Source organism: Candidatus Defluviilinea gracilis, assembly GCA_016716235.1.
Taxonomy (GTDB): Bacteria; Chloroflexota; Anaerolineae; order Anaerolineales; family Villigracilaceae; genus Defluviilinea; species Defluviilinea gracilis.
On the sequence record JADJWS010000001.1, the window covers coordinates 2,242,674 to 2,265,416 of the forward strand.

Here is a 22,743-nt window from a genome sequence, read left to right on the forward strand (position 1 = left end):
TCCTCCGATCAAGACTTCACCGCACGCATGATGTGATGTCCGTTCTCTTTGATGACAGGCATGGCAAAATCGAACTTATCCAAACTGGTGCAATGGACAAGGTCGATCTCTGGGAATTCGGGTCGTAGAGGGTTATTAAATATTTTTGCATCGTTCGAGTTTCGCACGCGTTCCAGAAATGGAGTTGGGTCAGGCGTATGACCCCTCAACAACGCCTCCAGATATTCCGCGCACGCCAGGTCTTCTTCACCGCCATCGTATGTTTGACCTGTGACCACAAAGGTGACTGAATCAGGCGAAAGTTTTTGCAAATACATCGCGGTCTGGCGCGCGACAACGAAACTTGCGGCAACTATTTTGCTGGCTTTCACACTGCGAGCGATTCCCTGCGTCCCAGCGCCCGTGCGTTGGACAATAATTTTTCCGCTTAAATCAAGCGCGTTCGTTTGAGTGGGGGAGTTGCCGAAGTCGAACCCCTCAAGCGGGAGTCCGCCCACTTCGCCGCACGCGAGTGAATTGGGGATCTGCGCCTTGAGCTGTAACGCCTCCTCCACGCCGCTGACGGGATAGATCTCTTTTGCGCCGCGATGAAACACGAAGGCCGCATTTGTGAACGCGCGGATCACGTCAATGACCACAACGACTCCCGTCGCTTCGTGGCAGGTATCCAGGTTGGTGTAGTGAAATTTCATGGTGTTTGATTTTGTTAAAGGAAATTGTCTGGGTTGTCTTTCTTGCTCTTTGTGCTCTTCTCTAATTTTCTTCGCAATTCATGGCTGGTTAGGCTAAGAAATAGCCCGATTGTAGAAATTATGCCCCCTACTGGCACCATAACAAGAATCATCTCGATTTGATTTTCAATGATCGATTTAGATCGAGTAAGTAAATCATAGAAATAAAAACCACCATACATGAGGAGAGGGATAGCAAAACCAAGCTTAAGCGAACGTGCCCATCGTTCTCGAATGGTTGTGGGGAATCTATAGCCTTTGCTCCCAATGTAAAATAGAAATACCCCAACAACCATCATGAAGGTGAAAATTGCGCCGATAAGGATTTTCATTTAGTGTATTCAAGCAAAACTTGAATTGTCTTCTGCGGATGTTCATCCAGCAGACGATATGCTTCAGCGGCTTTGTCAATCGGAAAGCGATGCGTGATCCACTTCTGCGGTTGGATTCGCCTCAACGCTTCCCACGCGACGTTGAACCTGCGCGCCTTATCCCAGCGTCCGCTCAACTCTGGAGCGATGGTGCTGACTTGCGATGAAATAAGTTTGATGCGTGAACGATGGAACGCGCCGCCGAGGTCAACCTCCGCGCGTTTCTCTCCATACCATGAGCCGATGACGATTCGTCCGCTGAAGGCGGTCATTGCAATGGCATCATCCAGCGCGGATGGGGAACCTGTTAGTTCAAAAGTGAGATCGAAGGTCTGCGCGTAGGCAGATTGGGGTTTTCGGGGAGATTTATCTATTTTGTTTGAATTACCATCTTTCAATTTATCTGAATCAAACGAATCGTCCACGCCGATTTCGCGCGAGGCTTTTCTTCGCAAATCGTAACAATCAGAGGAGACTAATTGATCAAGTGGAAATTCTTTGAGCAAGGATGCAACGAGCAAGCCGACGACTCCTTGCCCTAAAACTAAAACGCGCTCACCGAGAATCGGAGCCGCGTCGTGGATCAGGTTCACGGCGGTTTCCATGTTGGGGAGGAAGGAACAGGCTTCGGCGTGGAGAGAAGCGGGGGCGAAGATCAAGGTTGACGGATGACAGATAAATGCCGAGGTGTGCGGAGCAAATCCAAAAACAAGTTTATCGCGTAACGATTTATCCGCTTGTTTGCCTATGTCTTTGATCGTGCCAACACACGCGTAACCGAACGCGAGGGGAAAGCATAAATCACTGCTTAAGGTATCGCGCGAATCGCTGAGGTGAGGGAATTGCCCGCGATAGACCAGCATCTCGGTGCCCGCGCTGATCGAGGAGCAAATGGTTTCGACCAAAACATCCTCCGCGCCGAGGGCAGGCAGAGGCTCCTCGCGGAGTTCCACCTGTCGCGGCGCGGTGAAGTAGACGGTCTTTCGTTTCATCCCCCAATTTTACATCAGGGCTTGTGTTTTTCCTTGCGAAGGTTCTCAACCCTCGCAAGGATGTTTTCATGATTTTGATTTATCAGCCCAGAGGAATGCCATCAAAAGAATTTCTGCGGCTTTGGCGTAATAGCCTGTTGCGCTGGATGTGCCAGCGACAAAATTTTTGTCGCCCATGATGACCCATAACACGATCGTGAGCGCGCAGTACCCGAACATAGCCCACCACATTGTTTTGTGATTCTTTTGGAACATCTCCATCGGGGCGAAATAGGCGGCAAGCAAACCGAGGTAACCCGCGCCGTTCATCACGATGGGGTCGGCTCCCATTTGCGGATACAACGATAAATGCAAAAAAGCGGTGGCAAGGTTCGTGAGAATGATGCCGATCTTTTTCCAATCAAGGTTCATGGTTAACTCCTTTTGGTTTGCTGAATAGATGCGTCTGCTGAACTTTATTTTACTTTTCTTGCGCAGAACGTCCCGCAGGATTGGTTTATCGAATTGGAGTTTTACATGAAAACCTGCGGGGCGGTTTTGGTACAAGCATTTTACTTTGCAATGCCGCGCCCTGCCAGAAGCAAACCAATGCCGCCGTTCAGAATGTCGCGCGCGCGCATGAGTAACGTGAGGCTGATCGCGGCAGAGGCGGGTTGTCCGAACGCGCCGAGCGCGAACACTTGACTCGCTTCCAACGCGCCCAAGCCCCCAGGCAACGGCATGAGGAACGCGATCTGCATGGCGGTCAGCGCGGCAAAAATTTGAACCGCGCTGATGTTCATTCCGAGAAACGCCACCATCAAATAATATTCGGTTGCTATGCCCGCGATCCCCGCCAATGATACGGTGATTGCGAGAGCCATTGCGCGCGCGTGTTTCCTGCTAAAGATCGAAGCCATTTGTTCAGCCACGACGATCAGCCGCGTCGCTTTACTTTTTTTCTGGATAAATGATTTGCTGTGAAGTATCTTTGCGATGGGGCGGATTTTGTTGAACAGCAGGATGGTGTACGCCAGCGGCAACGTCAGCAACACTCCCAGCCCGATCAGACTCAGGGCCAGCCTGATTCCGTTTCCTGAAATTAATCCCAGCCTGACGATCGCCCATGTACCAATGCCGATCAGCACAAAGTTGACAAGGAACTCGATCAGTTTGTCCATGATCACCGCGGACGTGGCGCGCGCAAGCGTGATTCCATGATTGCGTTGCAGGTAAATGACTTGCAGTGGTTCGCCTCCCACCTGCGGACCGAATGTGAAGTAACTCAACCCAAACACCGACAGGCGGTATCGAATCATCGGCAAAAACGGCATGGACGGATTCTCGGCGCGGACGATGATCCACCAGCGCGCGGTTATGCAGACGATGACGAACGCGTTGACGAACAGGATCGTTCCGATTTGCCAGAGTTGCAGATTTTTGAGCGCATTCCAAATTTCGGCGAAGGGTGCGTTGCGGAGGGCGAGGTAGAGGAGGATGAGTAGGATCGAGTAAATCGCGAAGACGCGAAGGAATTTCGCCCTCACCCTAGCCCTCTCCCGCTGGGAGAGGGGACTTACGGCATCAGAATCCCCATCTCCCGCTGGGAGAGGGGTTAGGGGTGAGGGAGGTGTCAAAGTACAGAAACTCCTTCACCTTCAGGCGGATTCTCAATTAATCGCTTCATCTCTGTCAATACGGCTTGATGAATCACATTGGTTTCTGTTGTCCCAAGTTGCTTTGCGTAAATGGGATTTCCAATTTGCACGCGAACGCGGACATCTGTGATCTTGCCGCGCATCATCATGAAGACTTGAAATGCGGCGGCGAGGGCTTCGCGCTCCATACGAGTTTTTCTGATCCTTGTAAGCGGATGGGTTATGGCTTTCTTCCACACCACGCCGCGGACGAGTATCGGCAAGATCGGAGTCTCGGGACTCATGCGCAAAAAGACGCCGACGCTGTCCGTCCATTGTTGAAGCGACTCTGCCGCGTCGGAATGGAAATCGGGATCAGGCTCGATGTGTCCTGCGGGATAAGTTAACACCGCGCCGCCATTCCGCAGAAAAGTGCTGACTTGTCGCACAAGCGTCATTCTTGACGACGGGTCATCGGTCACATAAAAGAGTTGTTTTGAAACGTTCGTCAACGCTTCGAGGAATGGACGTTGCAAGGCGATGATTTTTAAGTCGGGTCGGTTCAACGCGGCAAAGGTTGCAACTGAATCTGCCAAGCCTGGATGGTTGGACAATGCCAGAAAGCCCGAAGCAGGGATGAGGTCCGCGCCGTGGACGCGCACATCGTCGAAGTGACGTCGCAAGACAGCGCGCGCGCCTTCGGGTAATCCGCGTTTGCCTGTGACCGTGTCGAACTCCACCATTTGACGCGCGAAGGTTTGCGCATGGTTGAAAAAAACCTTTTGAACGAATCGCGCAGGCAACGTGCCGCTTCGCAAACCGAAAGAGGAGGCGATGTCATCGAGATTGATCTGTGTGACGGTGTCGAGTTGGGATGGCATGAGGGAGAGTTGCGGGATACGAGTGATCAGTTAGCAGTGATCAGTGAGCAGTGATCGGTAATTGGTAATTTGTAATTGGTTGTCGCCCGTTGTCTCATTCGCGCTCCATGGTGAAGTTCAGGGGATAGCCTGCATTGTTCGATTCGAAATGCGCTTTGTCGATCCGCTTCTCGGCTTCGGACTTTGCCAGCGTCTGCACATACGCGTTGCCGTTGATGTGCGCGGTCATCATAATTTCGGAGGCGCGGTCAACGCCGAGGTAGAAGACGGTCTTGAGGATATGCACGACAAAATCCATCGGTGTGACGTTGTCGTTATGGATGAGGACTTTATAGAGCGGCTCGAGGGCGGTTTCGGAGTCTTCGAGGATTTCGATTTCGGGGAGGGTTTGGAAATTCATTTTTTTACCACGAAGGACACGAAGGAGCACGAAGGAATTAATCTTTCAACTTTCCACTTTCTATTTTCCATTGTCATCTTTCATTTTTTCTTTAGCGCGTCAATTTCTTCTTTCGTCAACTCAATCTCCGCCGCGTCAAAGTTTTCTTGGATGTGTTGCGGGTTGAACGACATGGGGATGGCGATGACGCGCGGATGCGAGATGACCCACGCCAGCGCGATTTGAAAGATGCTTGCGTTGTGCGCCTTGGCGATCGCTTCCAGTGTTTTGTTCGAGCGTAGCTTGCCCTGGTCTACAGGCGAGTAGGCGGTGAGGATGATGTCATTTTGTTGGCAATAGTCCAACATGCCGTTCTTCACATACGAACGATCCGAAATACTGAATGGGACTTGGTTCGTAATGATCGGCGTTTCAGAAAGCGACTGCGCTTGTTTGAGCAGTTTCAGATCGAAGTTGCTCACGCCGAGATGTTTTACTTTTCCATCGCGCGCGAGTTTGTTCAAGGCGCGGAACGTCTCTTCGTATTGTGTGCCAGTCCCAGGCCAGTGGATGAGATACAGGTCAATGTAATCCATGTTGAGTCGGCGCAGGGAATTTTCACAGGCGGATAATACATCATCGTATTGAAGATGACTCTCCGTTACTTTAGATGTGATGAATATCTCTTCGCGTTTCTTCCCCGACCTGCGAACTGCTTCGCCGATCAATTCTTCGCTGTGCCCGCCCGCGTACATTTCGGCGGTGTCGAAGTGGGTGTAGCCAACCTCAAGGGCGGAGCGAAGCGCGGTCAACGATTTTGAGTCGAGCGAGCGATTCGGCGTTGAATCTCCGCCGATGCTCCATGCGCCGAATCCAATTTTGGGAATCGAGAGTCCGTGCAGAGATTCGTATTTCATGTTTCCCATTCTACCCCGTCATTCTCTGAATCGGATTTGGCGAGCAAGCGTTCGGTGGCTTCGATCTGTTCGCTGTCGCCGATGAAGCCGACGCGGTCATCTGCCTCGAAGGTGGTAAACGATTTGGGATTGGCGATCAGCTGTCCCTTGCGCATGATCGCAACGACCGACGCGCCAGTGAGCGCGCGCAGGTTTGCATCCTGCAGGGTTCTGCCCACGAGCGGATTTTCCACATTGAGACTGAACCACGTCACTTCGATATTGCCGCTGGCGTTGATGAGGTCATGCAAGAGGCGATGTTCGTCTTGCGTGTTGATTTGCGTATCATAATGATCGCGGCGGACGGCATCCATGTAGCGGATGATCTCTGTGACGGGAAAATCTAATTTGAGAAGGGTGTGCCGAACAATTTCCAATCCGCCTTCGAGTTCGGGGTGAATCACATCTTGCGCGCCGAGTTGCGCCAGTTGATTGATGCCCGCCTCCGTGGTGGCGCGCGCGATGATGGGCAGATTACTCGATAGATCGCGCGCCGCCGCAACGACCAATTCGTTCGCGGATTCATCGTGGCTGGCGACGACCAGCGCGCGCGCGTTTTCCAAATGCGCGTGGGTGAGGACTTCCGAATTGGAGGCGTCGCCGTACAGATTCAAAATCCTTTTTTGGTTGAGTTGCTCGATGTGGTCGGGGTCGGAGTCGATCACGAGATGCGGCACAGACATTTTCACGAGCAGGTGTACGATGTGACTCCCGACTCGTCCATATCCGACGATGACAACATGATCCTTGATCGTTTCGTCTGGCGCGGCGGGGATGGGCGCATGACGATCTAAGATGCGCCACAACATTGGAATCTTTTTGAACCACGTCTCTGCGGGTTGAATCAAACGATATATAAGCGGATTGATCGTGATGGAAACAAGCGAGCCTGCGAGGATCAACGAGTATTGGTCGCGGTCGATCAACCCAAGCGACATGCCTTCCTGCCCCAGAATGAACGAGAACTCGCCGATCTGGCTTAATGCGGCGGCTAACACCAACGTCGTGCGGCCAGGCCATGGAAGGACAAAGCCCATGATCAGCGTTACCAACGCCTTACCAAGGACGATCAATGCGCTGAATAACAGAATGATGCCAAGGTGATTGAAAATGTAATCGGGGTTTACCAGCATCCCGATGGAAACAAAAAATAGAACGGCAAAGGCTTCCTGAAATGGAAGAACGTCCGCGCCGACTTGATGGCTGAGAGGCGATTCGTTAACGACCACGCCTGCGACGAATGCGCCCAATGCCAGCGAGACCCCGAACAATTCCGCCGCTCCGAGCGCGATGCCGAGCGCGATCGCCAGAACAGCCAGAATGAATAATTCGCGCGAACGCGTATGCGCGACTCGCAGTAGTATCCAAGGGATGAGTCTCGTCCCTGCGAACATGACCAGAATCACAAACCCCGCCGCCTTTAGTAGGGTGAGACCCACTTGCATCCAATCAAACCTGCCTGACGTGTTGGCTAATGTTGGCATCAGCACGAGGATCAAAACGGTTGCCAAGTCTTCCACGATAACCCAGCCGATGGCGGCTTGACCATGAGGCGTGTTCAAGAGTCCGTTGTCCGTGAGACTTCGTAAGAGGATGACCGTGCTGGCGATTGAAATTGCCAAGCCGACTACGATCCCTGATGTGACAGTCCACCCGTTGAGTTGACTGAACCCGAATCCCAGCAAGGTGACGACGATCATTCTTCCTATTGCCCCCGGGACTGCAACCGAACGTACCTTCCACAGATCGCTGAAAGAAAAGTGCAATCCCACCCCGAACATCAGGAAGATGACGCCTAACTCTGCCAGTTGGCTGATGGTCGCTGTATCTCCCACAAATCCCGGTGTGAACGGACCGATGACAATGCCCGCGAGTAAATACCCCACAATGGTGGGCAGACCCACGCGCCGCGCGATGATCCCGCCGATGAATGCGACCACCAATGCAACGACGATGTTGATGAGCAAGGGTACTTCGTGCATCGTTCCTCCAAATTCTATTAAGTTAGCTCTCGTTTAGACATCTTTCCAATTGTACCTAATAAAAATCCCGCCTGACGAGGCGGGATGAAGTTACTTCAACAGCTCAATAAACTCTTCTGCAGTTAGTTGACTCTGTCTCATAATGGAGCGAAGTACTTGCGGGTTTATATCCCCGGGGTGATTTGGTACAGTTACGAGTAAATTTCCCCGCTTGAATTGAATGTGACTTCCTTTTTGTCGTACTTGACGAAAGCCCGCTTTTTCAAGCGCAGAAAGAACCTGGCGAGGCTTTAGAACAGGAAGTTTAGGCATACGCCTTAATGGCTACATCGACTTTGAATTTGAAAACCTCCAGATCGTCGGCAGGTAACGAGTTGCGCGGATCATCCGCCGCAGGCACGGGACGTAAATATGGAAGTCCGTCTTCAAATGAACCTTCAAGGTGAAGTGATGCGGCTTCGAGCAAGGTGTTTCGCGCTTCCTGTTGCGTTTTTCCTTGAGATGCGACGTCTAGTTCAGGGCAAAGCGCAGAGAAGGCATCGTCTTCTTTCCAAATTAAGCCAGTAAATACAAACATTTCCATAGGTCGCTCCTGTGAAAATTATACACCCTCACGCCCCCAGCCGATTGATCCCATCGAACGCGGCGGTCTTATAACATTCTGCCAGTGTGGGATAGTTGAACACGGTGTTGATGAAGTATTCCACTTTGCCTTTGAACGCCATGACAGCCTGACCGATGTGCACGAGTTCGCTTGCGCCTTCGCCGATGATGTGCACACCGAGCAGTTCGTGCGTTTCGAGGTGGAAGATCAACTTGAGCAAACCGGTCTGGTCGCCGATGATCTGTCCGCGGGCGATCTCGCGGTATTGCGCCTTGCCAACTTCGTAGGGGATGCCCGCTTCGGTCAGCTCTTCTTCGTTCTTGCCGACGGTTGAAATTTCAGGGATGGTGTAAATGCCATACGGGAAAAGATCGGGCGCGCTTTGGGTCGAGATGCCAAACGCATGACATGCGGCGAGTCGTCCCTGTTCCATCGAAGTGGACGCGAGCGAGGGGAACCCGATCACGTCGCCGACGGCGAAAATGTTCGGCGCTTTCGTCTGATACTTCTCGTTCACTTTGATCAAGCCGCGTTCGTCCATTTCGATTCCCAGCGTATCCGCGCCGAGCGACTTTGTCGCGCCTGTCCGCCCGATGCTGTAAAGAGCCATCTCGGTGACGATCTGTTTTCCGCTGGCGAGCGTGATCTTCACCCGTTCGCCTTGTTCGTCGTTGATGGGTTGAATATCATTGACCTCTTCGCCCAGTCTGAAGATCGCGCGCTGTTGGTTGAGGTGATACGTCAACGACTCCATGATCTCCGCATCCACAAAAGGGAGCAAGCGGCGGCGCTTGTCAATCACCGTGACGCGCACGCCGAGCGCGGCGAAGATGCACGCGTATTCGAGTCCGATCACGCCCGCGCCGACTACTGCCAGCGTGCGCGGCAGATGATCCAACTGGAGCAAGTCGTCGCTGATGAAGATGCGCTTCCCGTCGAAGGGGATGTGTTCGCTACGTGTGGCAGTCGTCCCCGTCGCGATGATCGTGTTGGCGGCGGTCACATCGCGCCAGCCGTGTTGGTCCACCGACTTGAGTCGAATCGTATGCTCGTCCAAAAATGAGGCTTCGGCGGCGATCAATTCGACGCGGTTGCGTTGCAGTTGATGCCGCACAATATCCAGTTCATGCTGGATCACGTGATCAGTGCGATACAACAGATCCGCCATCGTAATGTTTTGCTTCACCGCATACGACGCGCCGTACAAACTATGTTCGCGATACCCCGAAAGATGCAGGACTGCCTCGCGCAATGTTTTGCTGGGAATCGTCCCCGTGTTGATACAGACCCCGCCCAATATCGTTTTGCGTTCGACGACCACGACGCGCTTATTCAACTTCGCCGCCTGGATCGCCGCGCGTTGACCCGCAGGTCCCGAACCGATCACGAGCAAATCATAATCATAGTCTGCCATGCTGACCTCTGTGTAGAACTTGATTGCGTGAATTATAGTCGCGTTGAGCGCGAATTTAAAGACGAATGCCGCGTTATGATGTGCGTGTATAATTCATGTCGGAGACAGGCTAATGGACTTTTTACTTTCAATAGATACGATGTGGATCGTTGCGTTCATCCTTGGCGGGTTTATCGTCTACCAGTTGCGTTCAGGAGAAATCCCCTTGCGCTTTTTCGGCTCCATCACGCGCAAGCGAGCGCCGATCATCTACTGGCTGTTCATTCTTTTTTACGTCGCAGTTCTGGGCATCGTGATATACGCGTGGATGGATGGGCTGAGGATTCCGATTTCGGAACTATTTGATTAGACCGCTTGCATGAGTCGGTTGTAGGTCAGGCTTTTAGCCTGACGCTCGCTTGGATTTTATGCATGGCGGGTTACAAACCCGCCCTACAAGTTCTTTTGCAAGATAGAGTGACGAAAGATTTTGGAGAATTACATGACTTCTGCCGTCATCATAGACGCGATCCGCACGCCGATCGGAGCCTTGGGCGGGATTCTCTCCCCGCTTCGCCCCGACGATATGGCGGCTTCTGTTATCCGTGAAGTGATTCAACGCTCCAGCCTCGACCCCGCGCTGGTGGAAGAAGTGATCCTCGGGTGCGCGAATCAAGCGGGCGAAGATAACCGCAACATCGCGCGGATGTCCGCTTTGCTGGCGGGTCTTCCCGTGGACGTGGCAGGCGTGACGGTGAACCGCTTGTGCGCGTCGGGGTTGAACGCGGTGAACCAAGCGGCGCGGGCGATCAAGGCTGGGGAGGGTGAGGTCTTCATCGCGGGCGGAGTCGAATCGATGAGTCGCGCGCCGTATTCAGTTCCAAAAGCGGAAGCGGGATTCTCGTTCGGCAATCTCACCGCCTGGGACACCGCGCTTGGCTGGCGATATCCGAATCCAAAAATGAAAGAAGCGCACGGCACGCACTCGATGGGCGAGACCGCCGAGAACATCGCGCAGGAACGTCCGCACATCACGCGCGAAAAGCAGGATGCGTTTTCATTGTTGAGTCATCAACGCGCTGTCGCGGCGATTGATTCGGGAAGATTCGAAAAAGAAATTCTCCCAATTCTTGTCCCTCAAAAAAAAGGAGACGCCAAACTCATCTCGGTTGATGAACGCCCGCGCCGCGACACGACGATGGAATCATTGGCGAGACTCAAACCCGCGTTCGCCAAAGAGGGTGGAACTGTCACCGCGGGAAATTCGTCTGGACTCAATGACGGCGCGGCGGCAATCTTGATGATGAGTGAAGAAAAAGCCAACGCATTGAATCTCAAACCGCTTGCGCGAATCGTCGCTTCGGCTGTGGCTGGAGTCCCACCGCGTGTGATGGGATATGGACCGATCCCTGCGACAAGAAAAGTTTTGGGACGCGCAGGCTTGCAAATGAAAGACATCGGGCTTGTCGAACTCAACGAAGCCTTCGCCGTTCAATCGCTCGCCGTGATGGAAGACTTGGAACTCGACCCTGAGATCGTCAACGTCAACGGCGGCGCAATTGCAATTGGGCATCCGCTTGGGTGTTCCGGCGCGCGGCTCATCGCAACTCTCGCGCATGAAATGAAATTGCGCGGCAATGTCAAATACGGACTCGCTACGCTTTGCGTCGGTGTTGGTCAAGGCGAAGCGACGATCATCGAGGCTTTATAGATTATCGGAGCGCGGACTTCAGTCCGCTTTTGGCATAAGGCGGACTCAAGTCCGCGCTCCGCATTTATTCTGAAGTCCGCATTCCGTATAATTTGAGATCAGATAAATAACCATGAAACGAACAATTTCCCTAATCCCTCTCCTCTCTCTTCTTTTCCTCTTGGCGGCTTGCAACGCGCCTGTGTCCACTCCTGAAGCATTGGCAGAGCCTGCTACGTCACTGCCCGAAATTGCCACTGCAATTCCCGCCACTCCCGCGCCTGCGGAGATCAATGCTCCGCTCGTACAATCGCCGGAGTTGATCAAGATCGAATTTCTCAATCCGCGCGACGGTTGGGGCGTGACCAAGACTCAGATCGTCCGCACGAACGATGGCGGCATCACATGGTACGACGTCACGCCGCCCGAAATGAGCGAGGCTGGCTACAGTGTGGACTGGTTCATCATGGACAACGACCATGTGTGGCTGCAACTAGCCGATAATGCGAATTATCCATTCGCAGGGTTTCAATATCGCACGACCGATGGCGGAGTCACTTGGAGCGAAATCGATACGCCATATAGCGGCGCTCACATTTCATTCCTCGATCCCAATAACGGCTGGGCATTGGCAGACCTCGGCGTTGGCGCAGGCTCGAACGCGGTCGCCGTCTATCAAACCACCGACGGCGGCGCGACGTGGACGCAGAAATTCATCAACGACCCGAATCAAGCGGACGCAAGCGAATCCCTTCCGCTTGGCGGACTCAAAGGCGGACTCGTTCCGCTCGACATGCAAACCGCATGGATCTATGGCGTAATCTACGCGCCCGGCACGCCATATATTTTCCGCACCGACGATGGCGGCGCAACGTGGTCGAACGTCACCCTGCCGTTGCCAACAGGCGCGGAGAATGCCGAGGTGGGAATCGAGCAAATGTCGGTGGTCTCAGCGAATGTTGTGTTTCTAAAAATGCGAGCGTTATCCGATTCAAGCAACCTCGTTATCTACGTTTCAAATGATGGCGGCGACACGTGGTCGCTCACGCCAACGTTGATCCCTGGCGGCGGCGATGCGGATTTTTTGTCGGATGGAGAAATGATCGTGTATAACCGCGAACAGTTTTACGTCACGCATGACGCGGCAAGAACATGGAGCATCATCCCGCCCGACATCAAATTCGGCGATTCGTTTTCGGGCATGGATTTTGTCACAACGAACATCGGCTACGTCATTTCATCAAACTCAGATACCAATCATACTTCGCTATATCGCACCGACGATGGAGGCGCCACATGGTTTCCCGTCATTCCCTGATCGCATTCCTTCTCCTCTTTTTAATTGGATGTACTCCCGTCTCTCCCGCAGGGACGCCTGCCCCGACCGCGTCGGCGGTTCCTCCCACTTCGACGCCCACCTCCGCGCCCGATTACGCCGCGCAGATTCGCAACGCCAACTATCAACTCGGCTTGCCCGACTCGTTGCGAATTGTGCAATTCACCAATGGAAAATACGAGTCAAGCCCGCCCGGCGGTCCGGAGTATGCTTCCGCGACTTTGATGGATCATTCCGCGCGCGGCGACTTGACCGGTGATGGCGTGGATGAAATTGCGGTCACGGTGGTTGAAAATTACGGCGGCACAGGCAACTTCGTCTTCATCGCGGTCTATTCCATTGCGAACGGCGAACCTATGTTTCTAACCTCCACGCTTGTGGATGACAGACCCGCCATTAATGCGCTGTCCATTGAAAACGGGGAAATTTTTCTGCGCGCCGTCACGCACGCTTCAGAAGATCCGTTTTGTTGCCCCACGTTGCAAAACGAACGGCATTATCAACTGATCGACGATCAATTGCAAATCAGCGATTACGTCACTTTTACGCCCGATGGGAGACCGCGGACGATCACCATTGACTCGCCGTTGAATGGAGCGGATGCATTCAGCTCGGTTCAGGTGAAAGGTAGTTTTGCGATTGCTCCGTTTGAAAACACGTTTGCCTATCGAATCTACGATGTGGGCGGCGTGGAACTTTCCGCAGGCTCGTTCACCGTAACGCCGACAGACCTCGGCGCGCCCGGCACATTCGAAACCATGGTCAACATCGGCGGGTTGTTGTCGGGTTCGGTTGTCCGCATCGAGATTCAAGACATCAGCGCGAAAGACGGTTCATTGCTTGCGATGGATTCAGTTGAATTGGTTGTAAAATAGACGTAGCGCAAAATTTATTTTGTGCGCGAACCTACTGGAGGAACCCATGCCGCACCTTGTTCGAGATTGGATGAGCAGTCCCGTTGTTGTCGTTGACCCCGATACCACCGTTTCGTACGCCATGACGCTGATGCGGCGGCGGAACATCCACAGCGTGATCGTGGAACTGAATGAGAAGAACAAGGAATATGGCATTGTCACGACCACCGACATCCGCGATAAGATCGTCGCCGTGAATCGCAATGCCGCCGAGACGCATGTGCGCGACATTATGTCGGGTCCCGTTGTCACCGGCAAAGCCGAATGGACGCTGGCGGAATGTTCGCGCGTGATGCAGGAAAAGAAATTCCATCACCTACCCATCACCGACGAACATGGCACGTTGTCCGGCATGATTTCAGCGACGGATATTTTTATGGCGGTGGAGGAGGCGGGCTGGGAGGAACCATCGTAAGATGTTGTAGCGCGACTTTCAAGTCGCAGTTAAGGGCGACATAAATGTCGCGTTACGATATAAACCATGCCGAAGCAGAAATTCTACGTCGTTTGGAAGGGACGCAAGACCGGGGTCTTCACCTCATGGGCGGAATGTGAAAAACAGGTGAAGGGATTCGTCGGCGCGGAGTTCAAGGCGTTCGAGTCGCTCAAAGAGGCCGAGTCAGCCCTCCAGTCGAAGTATGAAGCGTTCAAAGGGAAGGCGTCCACCTCGGGGAAGTGGAGAGAATCCGAAGAGCCGCCCATCCTGCCGTCCATCTGCGTGGACGCGGCGTGTAAAGGCTCGCCGGGCAAAATGGAGTATCGCGGCGTGGAAACGGAATCGGGCAAGGAAATTTTTCGCGCGGGTCCGTATCCCGATGGGACGAATAACGTGGGAGAGTTTCTCGCCATTGTCCGCGCGCTCACATGGCTGGTTAAGCATAAAAAGAAAATTCCGATCTATTCGGATTCGGAAAATGCGATCGCGTGGGTCGAGATCGGCGTTTGCAAAACGAATCTCAAGCACACCGGCAAGAACGCGCTGGTCTTTGCGATGATCCGCAGCGCCGAGAATTGGCTCGCCGAAAATGAATTGGACGACGACGCGGTGTTGAAATGGGACACGCGCGAGTGGGGCGAGAACCCGGCGGATTATGGAAGAAAATAATTCTGAATGATGAAGGATGAAGGATGAAGGATGAAAACTGCATTGTTGGTGATTGATATTCAAAACGATTATTTTGAGGGCGGAAAATTCCCGTTGGTGAATCCGCTGGGCGCAGCGAAGAAGGCGTATGAATTGCTCCAATGTTTCCGCGAGCATGGCGGACGTCACGTGCATATTCAGCACATATCGCTCGAGCCCGATGCGGCGTTCTTCGTGAAAGGCGAGCGCGGATCGGATATCCACGATTCAGTGGCGCATTTTGAGGGCGAGCCAATCGTGTACAAACATGAAGTCAACGCGTTTCAAAACACGAACTTGCTCGACCTGCTGAAGAGTTGGGAGGTCGAGCGCGTGGTCGTCACGGGCATGATGACTCACATGTGCGTAGACGCCGCCTCGCGCGCGGCTGTGGATTTCGGTTTCGATGTGATCGTGGCAGAGGACGCCTGCGCCACACGCGATTTGCAACATGGCGGCACGACCGTTCCCGCCGACTTAGTTCACAAATCCTTTCTCGCCGCGCTCACATGGTATGGCAAGGTGATGAAGACGGATGAGGTGATCGCGTTGCTGGCGAGTGAGATGAGTCAGTGATCAGTGATCAGTGGAAAGTGGAAAGTGGAAAGTGAAAAGTAATCAGTGATAAGTGATCAGTCTCCAGTCTCTAATCTCCAATCTCTAATGCCCAATCGTAAATCGTAAATCGTAAATGACTCTCCTCGACCCTGAAAAACAAAAGCAAGCCAAACAATACGCTCGCATCCGCCGACGATTGTGGCTGGTGGATACGATTTTCAGCGCGCTATATTTCCTCGCGTGGATTTATTTCGGCTGGGCGATCTCACTGCGCGAGTGGCTCACTGCTCACTGGTCACTGTTCACCAATCCTTGGTTACTCGTCCCCGCGTTTGTCGCTATCTTCGGCGGAATCCTTTTCCTCTTGAATCTGCCGCTCGGCTACTACAGCGGATTTGTCCTGCCGCATCGCTTCGGTCAATCGAACCAGACGTTCAAAGGCTGGGTCACGGATCAACTCAAAGGGCTGGTGGTCGGGCTTCCCCTCGGCTTGATCCTGATCGAACTGCTGTATCTCGCCCTGCGAGTCACTGGCGATCTGTGGTGGTTGTGGACGGCGGGCGGATTGCTCGTCTTCAATGTTTTGCTCATCAACCTCGCGCCGATCCTCATCATGCCGTTGTTCAATAAATATGTTCCGCTCGGCGAGGAACACAAGGATTTGGCAGATCGCCTGTTGAAACTTGCCGAGCGCGCAAATACGAAAGTCCGCGGGGTGTTCAAGTTCGATATGTCGAAGCGGACCAAATCCGCCAACGCCGCACTGACGGGCATCGGCAACACGCGCCGAATCATCTTGGGCGATACGCTCATCAACGAATTTTCCGCCGACGAGGTGGAGACTGTCCTTGCCCACGAGTTGGGACATCACGTCAACCGCGATATTCCCGTGTTGGTCACGTTTGGAATTTTGAGCACAACGCTGAGTCTGTATCTTGCGTCGCTCGGTTTGAATTGGGCAATTGACACGTTCGGCTTCACATCACCCGCGGATGTTGCCGCGCTGCCCGCGCTCGCGCTCATCATCGGCGCGTATGATCTGCTGACCATGCCGCTCAACAACGCAGTCTCACGCTGGAGGGAGAACATGGCTGACGATTACGCGCTCAGTTCCACTGGGAAGAATGAAGCGTTCGCGTCTGGGTTCACGCGCTTGGCGAATCAAAATCTCGGCGAAGTGGATCCCGAACAATGGGTGGTGTTCATGTTCTACTCGCATCCGCCGTTGGGGGAGAGGATCGCGAAGGCGCGGAATTGGAAAGCTCGATAAAAGCAAGACATCGGAGATTTTTGAAATCTCCGATGTCTTTTTGTTTAATAAATCTATATCATCCCTTCGGGATTTGAAACCAAACTCGCAACTATCTATAACCCTGCCATCCCTTCGGGATTTGAAACCAAACTCGCCAACGTCTATAACCCTGCCATCCCTTCGGGATTGATGCGCACTTAAGTCGAGCTTCGAATCCTCCAATTCTCTAATCCTTTAATTCTCATCTCACGCAAAATTACCAATTACCATAAACCACTTACCATAAACCACTTACCCTCACTCCTGCCATTCCAATTCAAATTCACCCACCGCAACCGTATCGCCTTCTTGCACGCCTGCCTTGCGCAACTCTTCATCCACGCCGAGGGTTTCCATAATTTTTTGGAAACGCCGCACGGAGCCGTCGTGCTCCCATTGAGTCATCGCGGCGGCGCGTTCAATTGCTGTGCCTGAGACGCGCCATTCTTGCGCGCCCTCGCGCGTCACTTTGAAATCGCGCGGATCGTCTTTCGCTTTGTAGACGGGCAACGGCGCTTCGAACGATTCGAGTTCGGGAGTCTCTTGCAAAATTTGATACGCCTTCACCAGCAGTTCGCGCGTGTTCGTGCGGGCTAACGCCGAGATGGTCGTCAACTCCACGTTGAGTTTTTTGAATTGCTTTTGAAGCGCGGGAAGTTTTTCTTGCACCTCGGGCTGGTCAATTTTATTGAGCGCCACGATCTGCGGCTTCTTCGCAAGGTTCGGGTCGAACAAAGATAACTCCGAATTGATCTGGCTGTAATCGGCGAATGGGTCATCGGACAACCCGTCGAGCAGATGGATCAACACGCGCGTCCGTTGGATGTGGCGCAGGAAGTCGTGTCCCAATCCTGCTCCATGACTCGCGCCCTCGATCAGACCGGGGATGTCTGCCAGCACAACCGACGCGTTCACGTCAATTTCAGCGACGCCGAGATTCGGTTCAAGTGTGGTGAATGGATATGGCGCGATCTTCGGTCGGGCATTCGTCAACACCGAGAGCAACGTGGATTTGCCCGCGTTGGGGACGCCGATCAAGCCGAGGTCGGCGATCAACTTCAATTCGAGTCGGAGGCGTTTTTCTTCGTGGGGCGCGCCTTTCTCGGCGGTGCGAGGCGCTTGATTGCGCGACGTCGCAAAGTGTTGATTCCCGCGCCCGCCGCGCCCGCCTTTGCAGACGATGAGTCGCTGGTCGGGTTGAGTCAGGTCGCCGATGATCTCGTTCGTTTCAGCGTCGAAAAGGATCGTGCCGGGCGGGACGTGAATGACGAGGTCTTTGCCCATGCGCCCCGACATTTGCGAAGGTCCGCCTTTGATACCGTCTTCCGCTTTGAATTTTTGGTTCTGGCGGAACGCCGAAAGCGTGTTGAGCGTGGACTTGACTTCGAAGACCACGTCGCCGCCCCTGCCGCCGTCGCCGCCGTCGGGTCCGCCGCGCGGGATGAATTTTTCGCGATGGAAATGCACCATCCCGTCGCCGCCCTTGCCCGAGCGGATGTGGATTTCTACCTGGTCTGTGAACATGGGTTGATTATATCGTTAGTTTTTTCATGCGGAGTCGTAGAACCCTGCGGCGAAGAGAACTCTTACACACAGGTTTCACCGCTCCCTCAACCCGATTACCGCGATCGGAGCAATGCAAGCAATGGAGTCTTTTCGAGAAACGCTTTGAATCTCCAGAGCGCGAATGCGACCGCGCCGACGAACATCAACTCGGTCGCTTCTTCCCAAAACTCGAACCAGACGAGGCTGTCCACGAAGATGGCGTTGAGCGCGAGGCGGAAGTAGGCAAAGCCGAGCGCCCCCAGCCCCGCGCAGAGCATGGCTTTCGCGCGGAAGGGCATGAGCGGCGGCCCGTTCAGAAGATAAAAAAATGTGACGATGAAAATGATCATCGAAAGCGCTGGGAGGACGCGACGCTCGTAGATCTCGTACGCTTCAAAGCGCGTGTACGAATAGGCGACGTTGAAAATGGACGTTGTGTACGCGTCCGTTTGAAGCGGGGCGAGCAAAGGGATGAATGTGAGCATGGCGAAGATCGGCAGGGCGAAAAGCGTGAACGCTCGGATCTCTTTCAGGAACAACGGTTTGCGCCGCGCGTTGGTCAGCAACTCGACCCATTCGATCAGGGCTAACAGCGTGAGCCCGAACGCCAGCGCCATGCCGAAACTGTGCAAATACTCCGAGATCAACGATTCGTGCCGGTACACGTAGAAATTGATCGCGCAAAAGGTTTCCCCGGCGAGGAAAGCGATCTGTCCCCACATGAGAGCGACAAGCGCCGGGCGCGTTTGACCGATGAGCGCGATAATCACAGCGAGACACAGCATCATATAGGTCGGTTTGACGACCAGCCCGGCGAGGGCTTGGGCGGCTTGTTCATGGCGGGGCGTTTCGCGTGTCGGGAGAGATGCGATGTCGCCTGTAAGCGAGTTACCTTCCATGAGATAAATCGTTATGGGGATCAGTCCCACAAGCAGGATTATTGTCAATAACAGAATTGTTTGTAAGCGCGTCATGCGCGGATTATAAGTGAAATTGCCGGTTGACTTTTGAGCAATTCCAACGTACCATGAGGTCAACGTTCGATCAGCCATAGGAGGCGAGCATGTCCCCGATGCCGGTGTTGTTCACAGTTGGCGGCGTTCCCATTTATTCACACGGATTTTTTCTGTTGTTTGCCTTGCTGGCTGGTCTCGGCTGGCTGTTGATCGAAGCGCGTCGCCGCAGGTGGTCGCGCGAGGAAGTGATTCCGATCACGCTGGCGGCGTTCGTTGGGGGGATGATCGGCGCGCGCGTCTCCATTTTATTTTTCAACGGATTTGAATATGCCCCGCTCGTGTTGAACATGTACGCGCTGTTCGACCCGCGCATCGGACCCGGTTCGATCCTCGGCGGGGTGGCTGGCGCGTACATCGGCGGCTACATCGCCAGTAAAGCGATCGGCAAAGAGTCGTGCTCCTGCGACGCGTTCGCGCCTGCCATGGCGTTGGCGACCGCCATTGGGCGCGTGGGATGTTTCCTTTCCTTTGAAGATGGGCTTGGCAAACCGACAAGTTTGCCGTGGGGCGTGCCGCTTCCCGGCGCGGATTATCTCGTGCATCCCGCGCCGTTGTACGACATGGCGTTCAATCTGGTCTGGTTTGGAATTTTGCTCGCCCTGCGCGATCACAAGTGGATGCAGAACGGCAACCTGTTGAAGTTCGGCATCGCGGGTTATGCCTTCTTCCGCTTCTTCGTGGAATTCGCGCGTAACAATCAAGTCATGGCGCTGGGACTCACCGGTCAGCAGTTCGTGAGCGCGTTGTTGTTCGCGGCGGTGGTTGTCTATTTTGCGAAGAATCGGGAGAAGTTATTCGCGTCACCGCAGACTACTTAACATCCCCTGAATGTGTAAATATTTCGAGTCACTACATACGCGTGGAATTATGAACTCAGAAAACAACCCTTCTTTAGACTCGGGCAATAGCAATGACAAACCGAAATGGTTGACTCGCAAGGTCTATGAAAATAACGCCGAAAGGAAAAAAGATTTCTGGCTCGGCGTCGGTATCTTCTTCGCGTTGAACCTCTTGCTCAGATTGTGTTTTTCGACGGTGCAGAATGGCGTGATTGTTAGTTCGGCAGATGACGCAATCGCCGACACCGCTTCCTCGCTGTATAGATTTGTTTCCTTGGTCCTGACGCTTTTGCCCGTGATAGTCAACATCGTTGTTGTGGTTTATTTTGCTTTCACACGCAGTCGGATTGCGTTGGTATGCTGACCGCCTTCGGTACCGTGTTCGTTCTTGTCCTATGTCTTGCATTTTTGCTCGCCTGGATGTTTAGCTCAGGGTAACTATACCGGTGAAGGATGAATCAATCTATCGTTTGTTGCTTCATCCCAATCGCGATTTGGATGATCTCAACAACGGAAAGTGTAGTGAGGCATGATGAACACAGAAAACAATACTCCCATCGGCTCGAACGATAACGAGGGCAAACCGAAATGGTTGACCCGCAAGGAATATACCGATCCTGCCGACAAGAAGCGCGATTTCTGGATCGGCGTTGCGATCTTTTTTGTGTTGAATATTGTATTGACGCTCTGCCAGTGGGGTTTGGGCTTTGGTGTGGGTTCCGTCTTTCCCGATTTTTCTAACTCAGATTCCGTTTCTTCTACATTGGCAACCATTCTCTATCTTGTATTCGCCTTGGCGCCATGGGTGATCAACATCGGCTTGATAATCTACTTCGCCCATACGCGCAGTCAGATCGCCCTCGGCATGGTGGCGGGATTTGGCATCGCGCTTGCGATCGTCATTTGTCTCGGGGTGCTTTTTACAATATGGTGCTTTGCCACGCTCAGTTTAGGTAGTTATTAATCGCGCGTTGGAGAATACATTGAACCCGTCTATCGTAAAGGAAGACCGCAAGGAAATCTTTTGGGAACTCACAAAATCCATCTGCCCCGAATGCCGCAAAGTGATAGACGCGCGGATTCTCCTGCGCGACGGCAAAGTGTACATTCGCAAATGGTGCCCGGATCACGGTCAGGCTGAAGCGTTGTTCTTCGGTGACGCCGATCTCTACGTGAAGATCGCTCCGTACAACAAGCCGGGCACGATTCCCCTGCAATTCGCAACTGAAGTCCACGAGGGATGTCCGCTCGATTGCGGATTATGTCCCGATCATCAGCAGCATGCGTGCTTGGGATTGATCGAGGTCAATCAAGCGTGCAACCTGGATTGTCCGCTGTGCTTCGCCAATTCAGGGACGCATCTCGCGCAGGGTGGGTTTGAGTTGACCTTCGAGCAAGTGGAGTTCATGATTGATAGTTTCATCGCGGCGGAGGGCAACCCCGAGGTGTTGCAGTTCTCAGGCGGCGAACCGAGTCTGCATCCGAGAATCATCGAGTTCATCGAGTTGGCGAACCGTAAGGGGATCAAATACGTGATGCTGAACACGAACGGCATCCGCATCGCGCGCGACGATAAATTTTTAGAAGCGCTGGCGAAGACGAAGGCGCATGTCTATTTGCAGTTTGACGGCTTCGACGCGCGCACGAACGAATTAATCCGCGGCAAAGCGGACTTGCTGGACATCAAATTGAAGGCGTTGGATCGGCTGGCGAAACACGATATGCGCGTGGTGCTGGTCGCGGCAGTCGAGCGGGGGATCAACGAACATGAGATTGGGCGCATCGTCGAGTTCGGCTTGAGTCATCCCGCGGTGTTCGGCGTGAACTTTCAGCCAGCGTTCCGCGCGCAAAGACACATCCCTGCTGACCCGTTGACTCGCATGACCATCCCCGATGTGTTGAAAAATTTGGAAACGCAGACGAACGGCTTGATCAAACTGGATGACTTTGTCCCCGTCCCATGCTGTATGCCGACGTGCAACTTTGTCACATATGCGATGATCGAAGGCGACACGGTCACGCCGATCACGCGCATTCTCGATATTTCATATTATCTCAACTACATCAAGAATCGCACGCTCCCCGCTGTGAACGATGATCTGCTCAAAACGCTTGAACGGTTGTGGAGCAGTTCGGCGAAGGTCGGCTCGGATGAAGCCGCGCAAGACATCACGAACATGCTCAAAGGGAAGTCGAACGGCGGGAGCGAACATCACACCATCGAAGAGACTCGCGCGGGCCAGCGCTGTGAATCCTGTCACGCGCATTTGCCGCTGAGCGAACATGCGCCGCGCGACCTCGGTCGCCATGTGTTCATGATCAACACGCGCGATTTTATGGACCCGTACACCTTCAATGTGAAGAACGCGATGAAATGTTGTGTGGAGTTTCTGATCCCCGACGGGCGGATGATTCCGTTTTGCACGTATAACACGGCGGGCTACCGCGAACAGGTAGCGGCAAGTTTGAAACCAGCGGTTGCGACAGATTGATGCGTTGAATCAACCCGCTTGAACCACTGAGTCA

At 53.5% G+C, this 22,743-nt stretch carries 26 protein-coding genes; 12 read left to right on the forward strand and 14 right to left on the reverse strand.

The window, feature by feature from the left end; translation table 11 throughout:
- Nucleotides 1–8: 8 nt before the first annotated feature.
- From IPM31_10500 to sthA, 12 genes are all read right to left on the reverse strand, one after another.
- Nucleotides 9–692 carry a 2-phosphosulfolactate phosphatase gene (locus tag IPM31_10500; protein MBK9007410.1) on the reverse strand — a complete coding sequence of 228 codons (684 nt, stop codon included), beginning with the start codon at nucleotides 690–692 and terminating at the stop codon, nucleotides 9–11.
- A 14-nt stretch (nucleotides 693–706) separates the two neighbouring features.
- Nucleotides 707–1,063 carry a hypothetical protein gene (locus tag IPM31_10505; protein MBK9007411.1) on the reverse strand — a complete coding sequence of 119 codons (357 nt, stop codon included), beginning with the start codon at nucleotides 1,061–1,063 and terminating at the stop codon, nucleotides 707–709.
- A complete protein-coding gene (locus IPM31_10510) occupies nucleotides 1,060–2,094 on the reverse strand; it encodes a zinc-binding alcohol dehydrogenase (protein ID MBK9007412.1) in 1,035 nt (344 codons plus the stop codon). The genes IPM31_10505 and IPM31_10510 overlap by 4 nt, the downstream gene beginning before the upstream one ends.
- 66 nt (nucleotides 2,095–2,160) lie before the next feature.
- A complete protein-coding gene (locus tag IPM31_10515) occupies nucleotides 2,161–2,505 on the reverse strand; it encodes a hypothetical protein (protein ID MBK9007413.1) in 345 nt (114 codons plus the stop codon).
- Nucleotides 2,506–2,645: 140 nt separating this feature from the next.
- Nucleotides 2,646–3,620 carry a flippase-like domain-containing protein gene (locus IPM31_10520; GenBank protein ID MBK9007414.1) on the reverse strand — a complete coding sequence of 325 codons (975 nt, stop codon included), beginning with the start codon at nucleotides 3,618–3,620 and terminating at the stop codon, nucleotides 2,646–2,648.
- A gap of 86 nt (nucleotides 3,621–3,706) precedes the next feature.
- Entirely contained in the window at nucleotides 3,707–4,591 is an 885-nt protein-coding gene (locus tag IPM31_10525; GenBank protein MBK9007415.1) for a hypothetical protein, read from the reverse strand.
- 94 nt (nucleotides 4,592–4,685) lie between these two features.
- On the reverse strand, nucleotides 4,686–4,991 hold the full coding sequence (locus IPM31_10530) for an ATP-dependent Clp protease adaptor ClpS (protein ID MBK9007416.1): 306 nt from the start codon (nucleotides 4,989–4,991) through the stop codon (nucleotides 4,686–4,688).
- Nucleotides 4,992–5,071: 80 nt separating this feature from the next.
- Nucleotides 5,072–5,887, reverse strand: a complete 816-nt coding sequence (locus tag IPM31_10535; protein MBK9007417.1) for an aldo/keto reductase — start codon at nucleotides 5,885–5,887, stop codon at nucleotides 5,072–5,074.
- Nucleotides 5,884–7,908, reverse strand: coding sequence for a cation:proton antiporter (locus IPM31_10540; GenBank protein ID MBK9007418.1), 2,025 nt, complete (start codon nucleotides 7,906–7,908; stop codon nucleotides 5,884–5,886). The genes IPM31_10535 and IPM31_10540 overlap by 4 nt, the downstream gene beginning before the upstream one ends.
- A gap of 90 nt (nucleotides 7,909–7,998) precedes the next feature.
- The gene (locus tag IPM31_10545) at nucleotides 7,999–8,220 is read right to left on the reverse strand and encodes a type II toxin-antitoxin system HicA family toxin (protein ID MBK9007419.1); all 222 of its coding nucleotides are present in this window, start codon (nucleotides 8,218–8,220) and stop codon (nucleotides 7,999–8,001) included.
- Nucleotides 8,213–8,491: a type II toxin-antitoxin system HicB family antitoxin gene (locus tag IPM31_10550; GenBank protein ID MBK9007420.1), complete on the reverse strand. Its 279-nt coding sequence runs from the start codon at nucleotides 8,489–8,491 to the stop codon at nucleotides 8,213–8,215. The genes IPM31_10545 and IPM31_10550 overlap by 8 nt, the downstream gene beginning before the upstream one ends.
- 28 nt (nucleotides 8,492–8,519) lie before the next feature.
- Nucleotides 8,520–9,926, reverse strand: coding sequence for a Si-specific NAD(P)(+) transhydrogenase (gene sthA / locus IPM31_10555; protein ID MBK9007421.1), 1,407 nt, complete (start codon nucleotides 9,924–9,926; stop codon nucleotides 8,520–8,522).
- 112 nt (nucleotides 9,927–10,038) lie between these two features.
- Here sthA and IPM31_10560 point away from each other — a divergent pair, with 112 nt between their 5' ends.
- The 8 genes from IPM31_10560 (at nucleotide 10,039) to IPM31_10595 (ending at nucleotide 16,796) form a co-directional block, all read left to right on the forward strand.
- Complete coding sequence (locus tag IPM31_10560; protein MBK9007422.1) at nucleotides 10,039–10,275, forward strand: hypothetical protein; 237 nt, start codon at nucleotides 10,039–10,041, stop codon at nucleotides 10,273–10,275.
- A 132-nt stretch (nucleotides 10,276–10,407) separates the two neighbouring features.
- A complete protein-coding gene (locus IPM31_10565; GenBank protein MBK9007423.1) occupies nucleotides 10,408–11,616 on the forward strand; it encodes a thiolase family protein in 1,209 nt (402 codons plus the stop codon).
- A 112-nt stretch (nucleotides 11,617–11,728) separates the two neighbouring features.
- Entirely contained in the window at nucleotides 11,729–12,913 is a 1,185-nt protein-coding gene (locus IPM31_10570; protein ID MBK9007424.1) for a hypothetical protein, read from the forward strand.
- The gene (locus IPM31_10575; GenBank protein MBK9007425.1) at nucleotides 12,892–13,806 is read left to right on the forward strand and encodes a hypothetical protein; all 915 of its coding nucleotides are present in this window, start codon (nucleotides 12,892–12,894) and stop codon (nucleotides 13,804–13,806) included. The genes IPM31_10570 and IPM31_10575 overlap by 22 nt, the downstream gene beginning before the upstream one ends.
- Nucleotides 13,807–13,852: 46 nt before the next feature.
- Nucleotides 13,853–14,260: a CBS domain-containing protein gene (locus IPM31_10580; GenBank protein MBK9007426.1), complete on the forward strand. Its 408-nt coding sequence runs from the start codon at nucleotides 13,853–13,855 to the stop codon at nucleotides 14,258–14,260.
- Between the two features lie 66 nt (nucleotides 14,261–14,326).
- The gene (locus IPM31_10585; GenBank protein ID MBK9007427.1) at nucleotides 14,327–14,950 is read left to right on the forward strand and encodes a ribonuclease H family protein; all 624 of its coding nucleotides are present in this window, start codon (nucleotides 14,327–14,329) and stop codon (nucleotides 14,948–14,950) included.
- Between the two features lie 30 nt (nucleotides 14,951–14,980).
- The gene (locus IPM31_10590; protein MBK9007428.1) at nucleotides 14,981–15,544 is read left to right on the forward strand and encodes a cysteine hydrolase; all 564 of its coding nucleotides are present in this window, start codon (nucleotides 14,981–14,983) and stop codon (nucleotides 15,542–15,544) included.
- A 115-nt stretch (nucleotides 15,545–15,659) separates the two neighbouring features.
- Complete coding sequence (locus tag IPM31_10595) at nucleotides 15,660–16,796, forward strand: M48 family metallopeptidase (protein MBK9007429.1); 1,137 nt, start codon at nucleotides 15,660–15,662, stop codon at nucleotides 16,794–16,796.
- Between the two features lie 279 nt (nucleotides 16,797–17,075).
- On the opposite strand, the gene obgE is transcribed toward IPM31_10595, so the two are convergent.
- Both obgE and IPM31_10605 read right to left on the reverse strand, forming a co-directional pair.
- Nucleotides 17,076–18,341, reverse strand: a complete 1,266-nt coding sequence (gene obgE / locus IPM31_10600; GenBank protein ID MBK9007430.1) for a GTPase ObgE — start codon at nucleotides 18,339–18,341, stop codon at nucleotides 17,076–17,078.
- 95 nt (nucleotides 18,342–18,436) lie between these two features.
- Nucleotides 18,437–19,336, reverse strand: coding sequence for a hypothetical protein (locus tag IPM31_10605; GenBank protein MBK9007431.1), 900 nt, complete (start codon nucleotides 19,334–19,336; stop codon nucleotides 18,437–18,439).
- Between the two features lie 89 nt (nucleotides 19,337–19,425).
- Here IPM31_10605 and IPM31_10610 point away from each other — a divergent pair, with 89 nt between their 5' ends.
- From IPM31_10610 to IPM31_10625, 4 genes are all read left to right on the forward strand, one after another.
- Nucleotides 19,426–20,196, forward strand: a complete 771-nt coding sequence (locus tag IPM31_10610; protein ID MBK9007432.1) for a prolipoprotein diacylglyceryl transferase — start codon at nucleotides 19,426–19,428, stop codon at nucleotides 20,194–20,196.
- A gap of 49 nt (nucleotides 20,197–20,245) precedes the next feature.
- Nucleotides 20,246–20,581, forward strand: coding sequence for a hypothetical protein (locus IPM31_10615; protein ID MBK9007433.1), 336 nt, complete (start codon nucleotides 20,246–20,248; stop codon nucleotides 20,579–20,581).
- Between the two features lie 168 nt (nucleotides 20,582–20,749).
- Nucleotides 20,750–21,181 (forward strand): hypothetical protein, encoded by a 432-nt coding sequence (locus IPM31_10620; protein ID MBK9007434.1) that lies wholly within the window; start codon nucleotides 20,750–20,752, stop codon nucleotides 21,179–21,181.
- A 19-nt stretch (nucleotides 21,182–21,200) separates the two neighbouring features.
- Complete coding sequence (locus tag IPM31_10625; GenBank protein ID MBK9007435.1) at nucleotides 21,201–22,709, forward strand: radical SAM protein; 1,509 nt, start codon at nucleotides 21,201–21,203, stop codon at nucleotides 22,707–22,709.
- Nucleotides 22,710–22,743 lie beyond the last annotated feature (34 nt).

What these genes read in the sequence shown, in the direction of transcription:
- IPM31_10500 (MBK9007410.1), bottom strand. Translation starts at nt 692, where the DNA reads ATGAAATTTCACTACACCAACCTGGATACCTGCCACGAAGCGACGGGA.
- IPM31_10505 (MBK9007411.1), bottom strand. Translation starts at nt 1,063, where the DNA reads ATGAAAATCCTTATCGGCGCAATTTTCACCTTCATGATGGTTGTTGGG.
- IPM31_10510 (MBK9007412.1), bottom strand. Translation starts at nt 2,094, where the DNA reads ATGAAACGAAAGACCGTCTACTTCACCGCGCCGCGACAGGTGGAACTC.
- IPM31_10515 (MBK9007413.1), bottom strand. Translation starts at nt 2,505, where the DNA reads ATGAACCTTGATTGGAAAAAGATCGGCATCATTCTCACGAACCTTGCC.
- IPM31_10525 (MBK9007415.1), bottom strand. Translation starts at nt 4,591, where the DNA reads ATGCCATCCCAACTCGACACCGTCACACAGATCAATCTCGATGACATC.
- IPM31_10530 (MBK9007416.1), bottom strand. Translation starts at nt 4,991, where the DNA reads ATGAATTTCCAAACCCTCCCCGAAATCGAAATCCTCGAAGACTCCGAA.
- IPM31_10535 (MBK9007417.1), bottom strand. Translation starts at nt 5,887, where the DNA reads ATGAAATACGAATCTCTGCACGGACTCTCGATTCCCAAAATTGGATTC.
- IPM31_10540 (MBK9007418.1), bottom strand. Translation starts at nt 7,908, where the DNA reads ATGCACGAAGTACCCTTGCTCATCAACATCGTCGTTGCATTGGTGGTC.
- IPM31_10545 (MBK9007419.1), bottom strand. Translation starts at nt 8,220, where the DNA reads ATGCCTAAACTTCCTGTTCTAAAGCCTCGCCAGGTTCTTTCTGCGCTT.
- IPM31_10550 (MBK9007420.1), bottom strand. Translation starts at nt 8,491, where the DNA reads ATGGAAATGTTTGTATTTACTGGCTTAATTTGGAAAGAAGACGATGCC.
- sthA (MBK9007421.1), bottom strand. Translation starts at nt 9,926, where the DNA reads ATGGCAGACTATGATTATGATTTGCTCGTGATCGGTTCGGGACCTGCG.
- IPM31_10560 (MBK9007422.1), top strand. Translation starts at nt 10,039, where the DNA reads ATGGACTTTTTACTTTCAATAGATACGATGTGGATCGTTGCGTTCATC.
- IPM31_10565 (MBK9007423.1), top strand. Translation starts at nt 10,408, where the DNA reads ATGACTTCTGCCGTCATCATAGACGCGATCCGCACGCCGATCGGAGCC.
- IPM31_10570 (MBK9007424.1), top strand. Translation starts at nt 11,729, where the DNA reads ATGAAACGAACAATTTCCCTAATCCCTCTCCTCTCTCTTCTTTTCCTC.
- IPM31_10575 (MBK9007425.1), top strand. Translation starts at nt 12,892, where the DNA reads ATGGTTTCCCGTCATTCCCTGATCGCATTCCTTCTCCTCTTTTTAATT.
- IPM31_10580 (MBK9007426.1), top strand. Translation starts at nt 13,853, where the DNA reads ATGCCGCACCTTGTTCGAGATTGGATGAGCAGTCCCGTTGTTGTCGTT.
- IPM31_10585 (MBK9007427.1), top strand. Translation starts at nt 14,327, where the DNA reads ATGCCGAAGCAGAAATTCTACGTCGTTTGGAAGGGACGCAAGACCGGG.
- IPM31_10590 (MBK9007428.1), top strand. Translation starts at nt 14,981, where the DNA reads ATGAAAACTGCATTGTTGGTGATTGATATTCAAAACGATTATTTTGAG.
- IPM31_10595 (MBK9007429.1), top strand. Translation starts at nt 15,660, where the DNA reads ATGACTCTCCTCGACCCTGAAAAACAAAAGCAAGCCAAACAATACGCT.
- obgE (MBK9007430.1), bottom strand. Translation starts at nt 18,341, where the DNA reads ATGTTCACAGACCAGGTAGAAATCCACATCCGCTCGGGCAAGGGCGGC.
- IPM31_10605 (MBK9007431.1), bottom strand. Translation starts at nt 19,336, where the DNA reads ATGACGCGCTTACAAACAATTCTGTTATTGACAATAATCCTGCTTGTG.
- IPM31_10610 (MBK9007432.1), top strand. Translation starts at nt 19,426, where the DNA reads ATGTCCCCGATGCCGGTGTTGTTCACAGTTGGCGGCGTTCCCATTTAT.
- IPM31_10615 (MBK9007433.1), top strand. Translation starts at nt 20,246, where the DNA reads ATGAACTCAGAAAACAACCCTTCTTTAGACTCGGGCAATAGCAATGAC.
- IPM31_10620 (MBK9007434.1), top strand. Translation starts at nt 20,750, where the DNA reads ATGAACACAGAAAACAATACTCCCATCGGCTCGAACGATAACGAGGGC.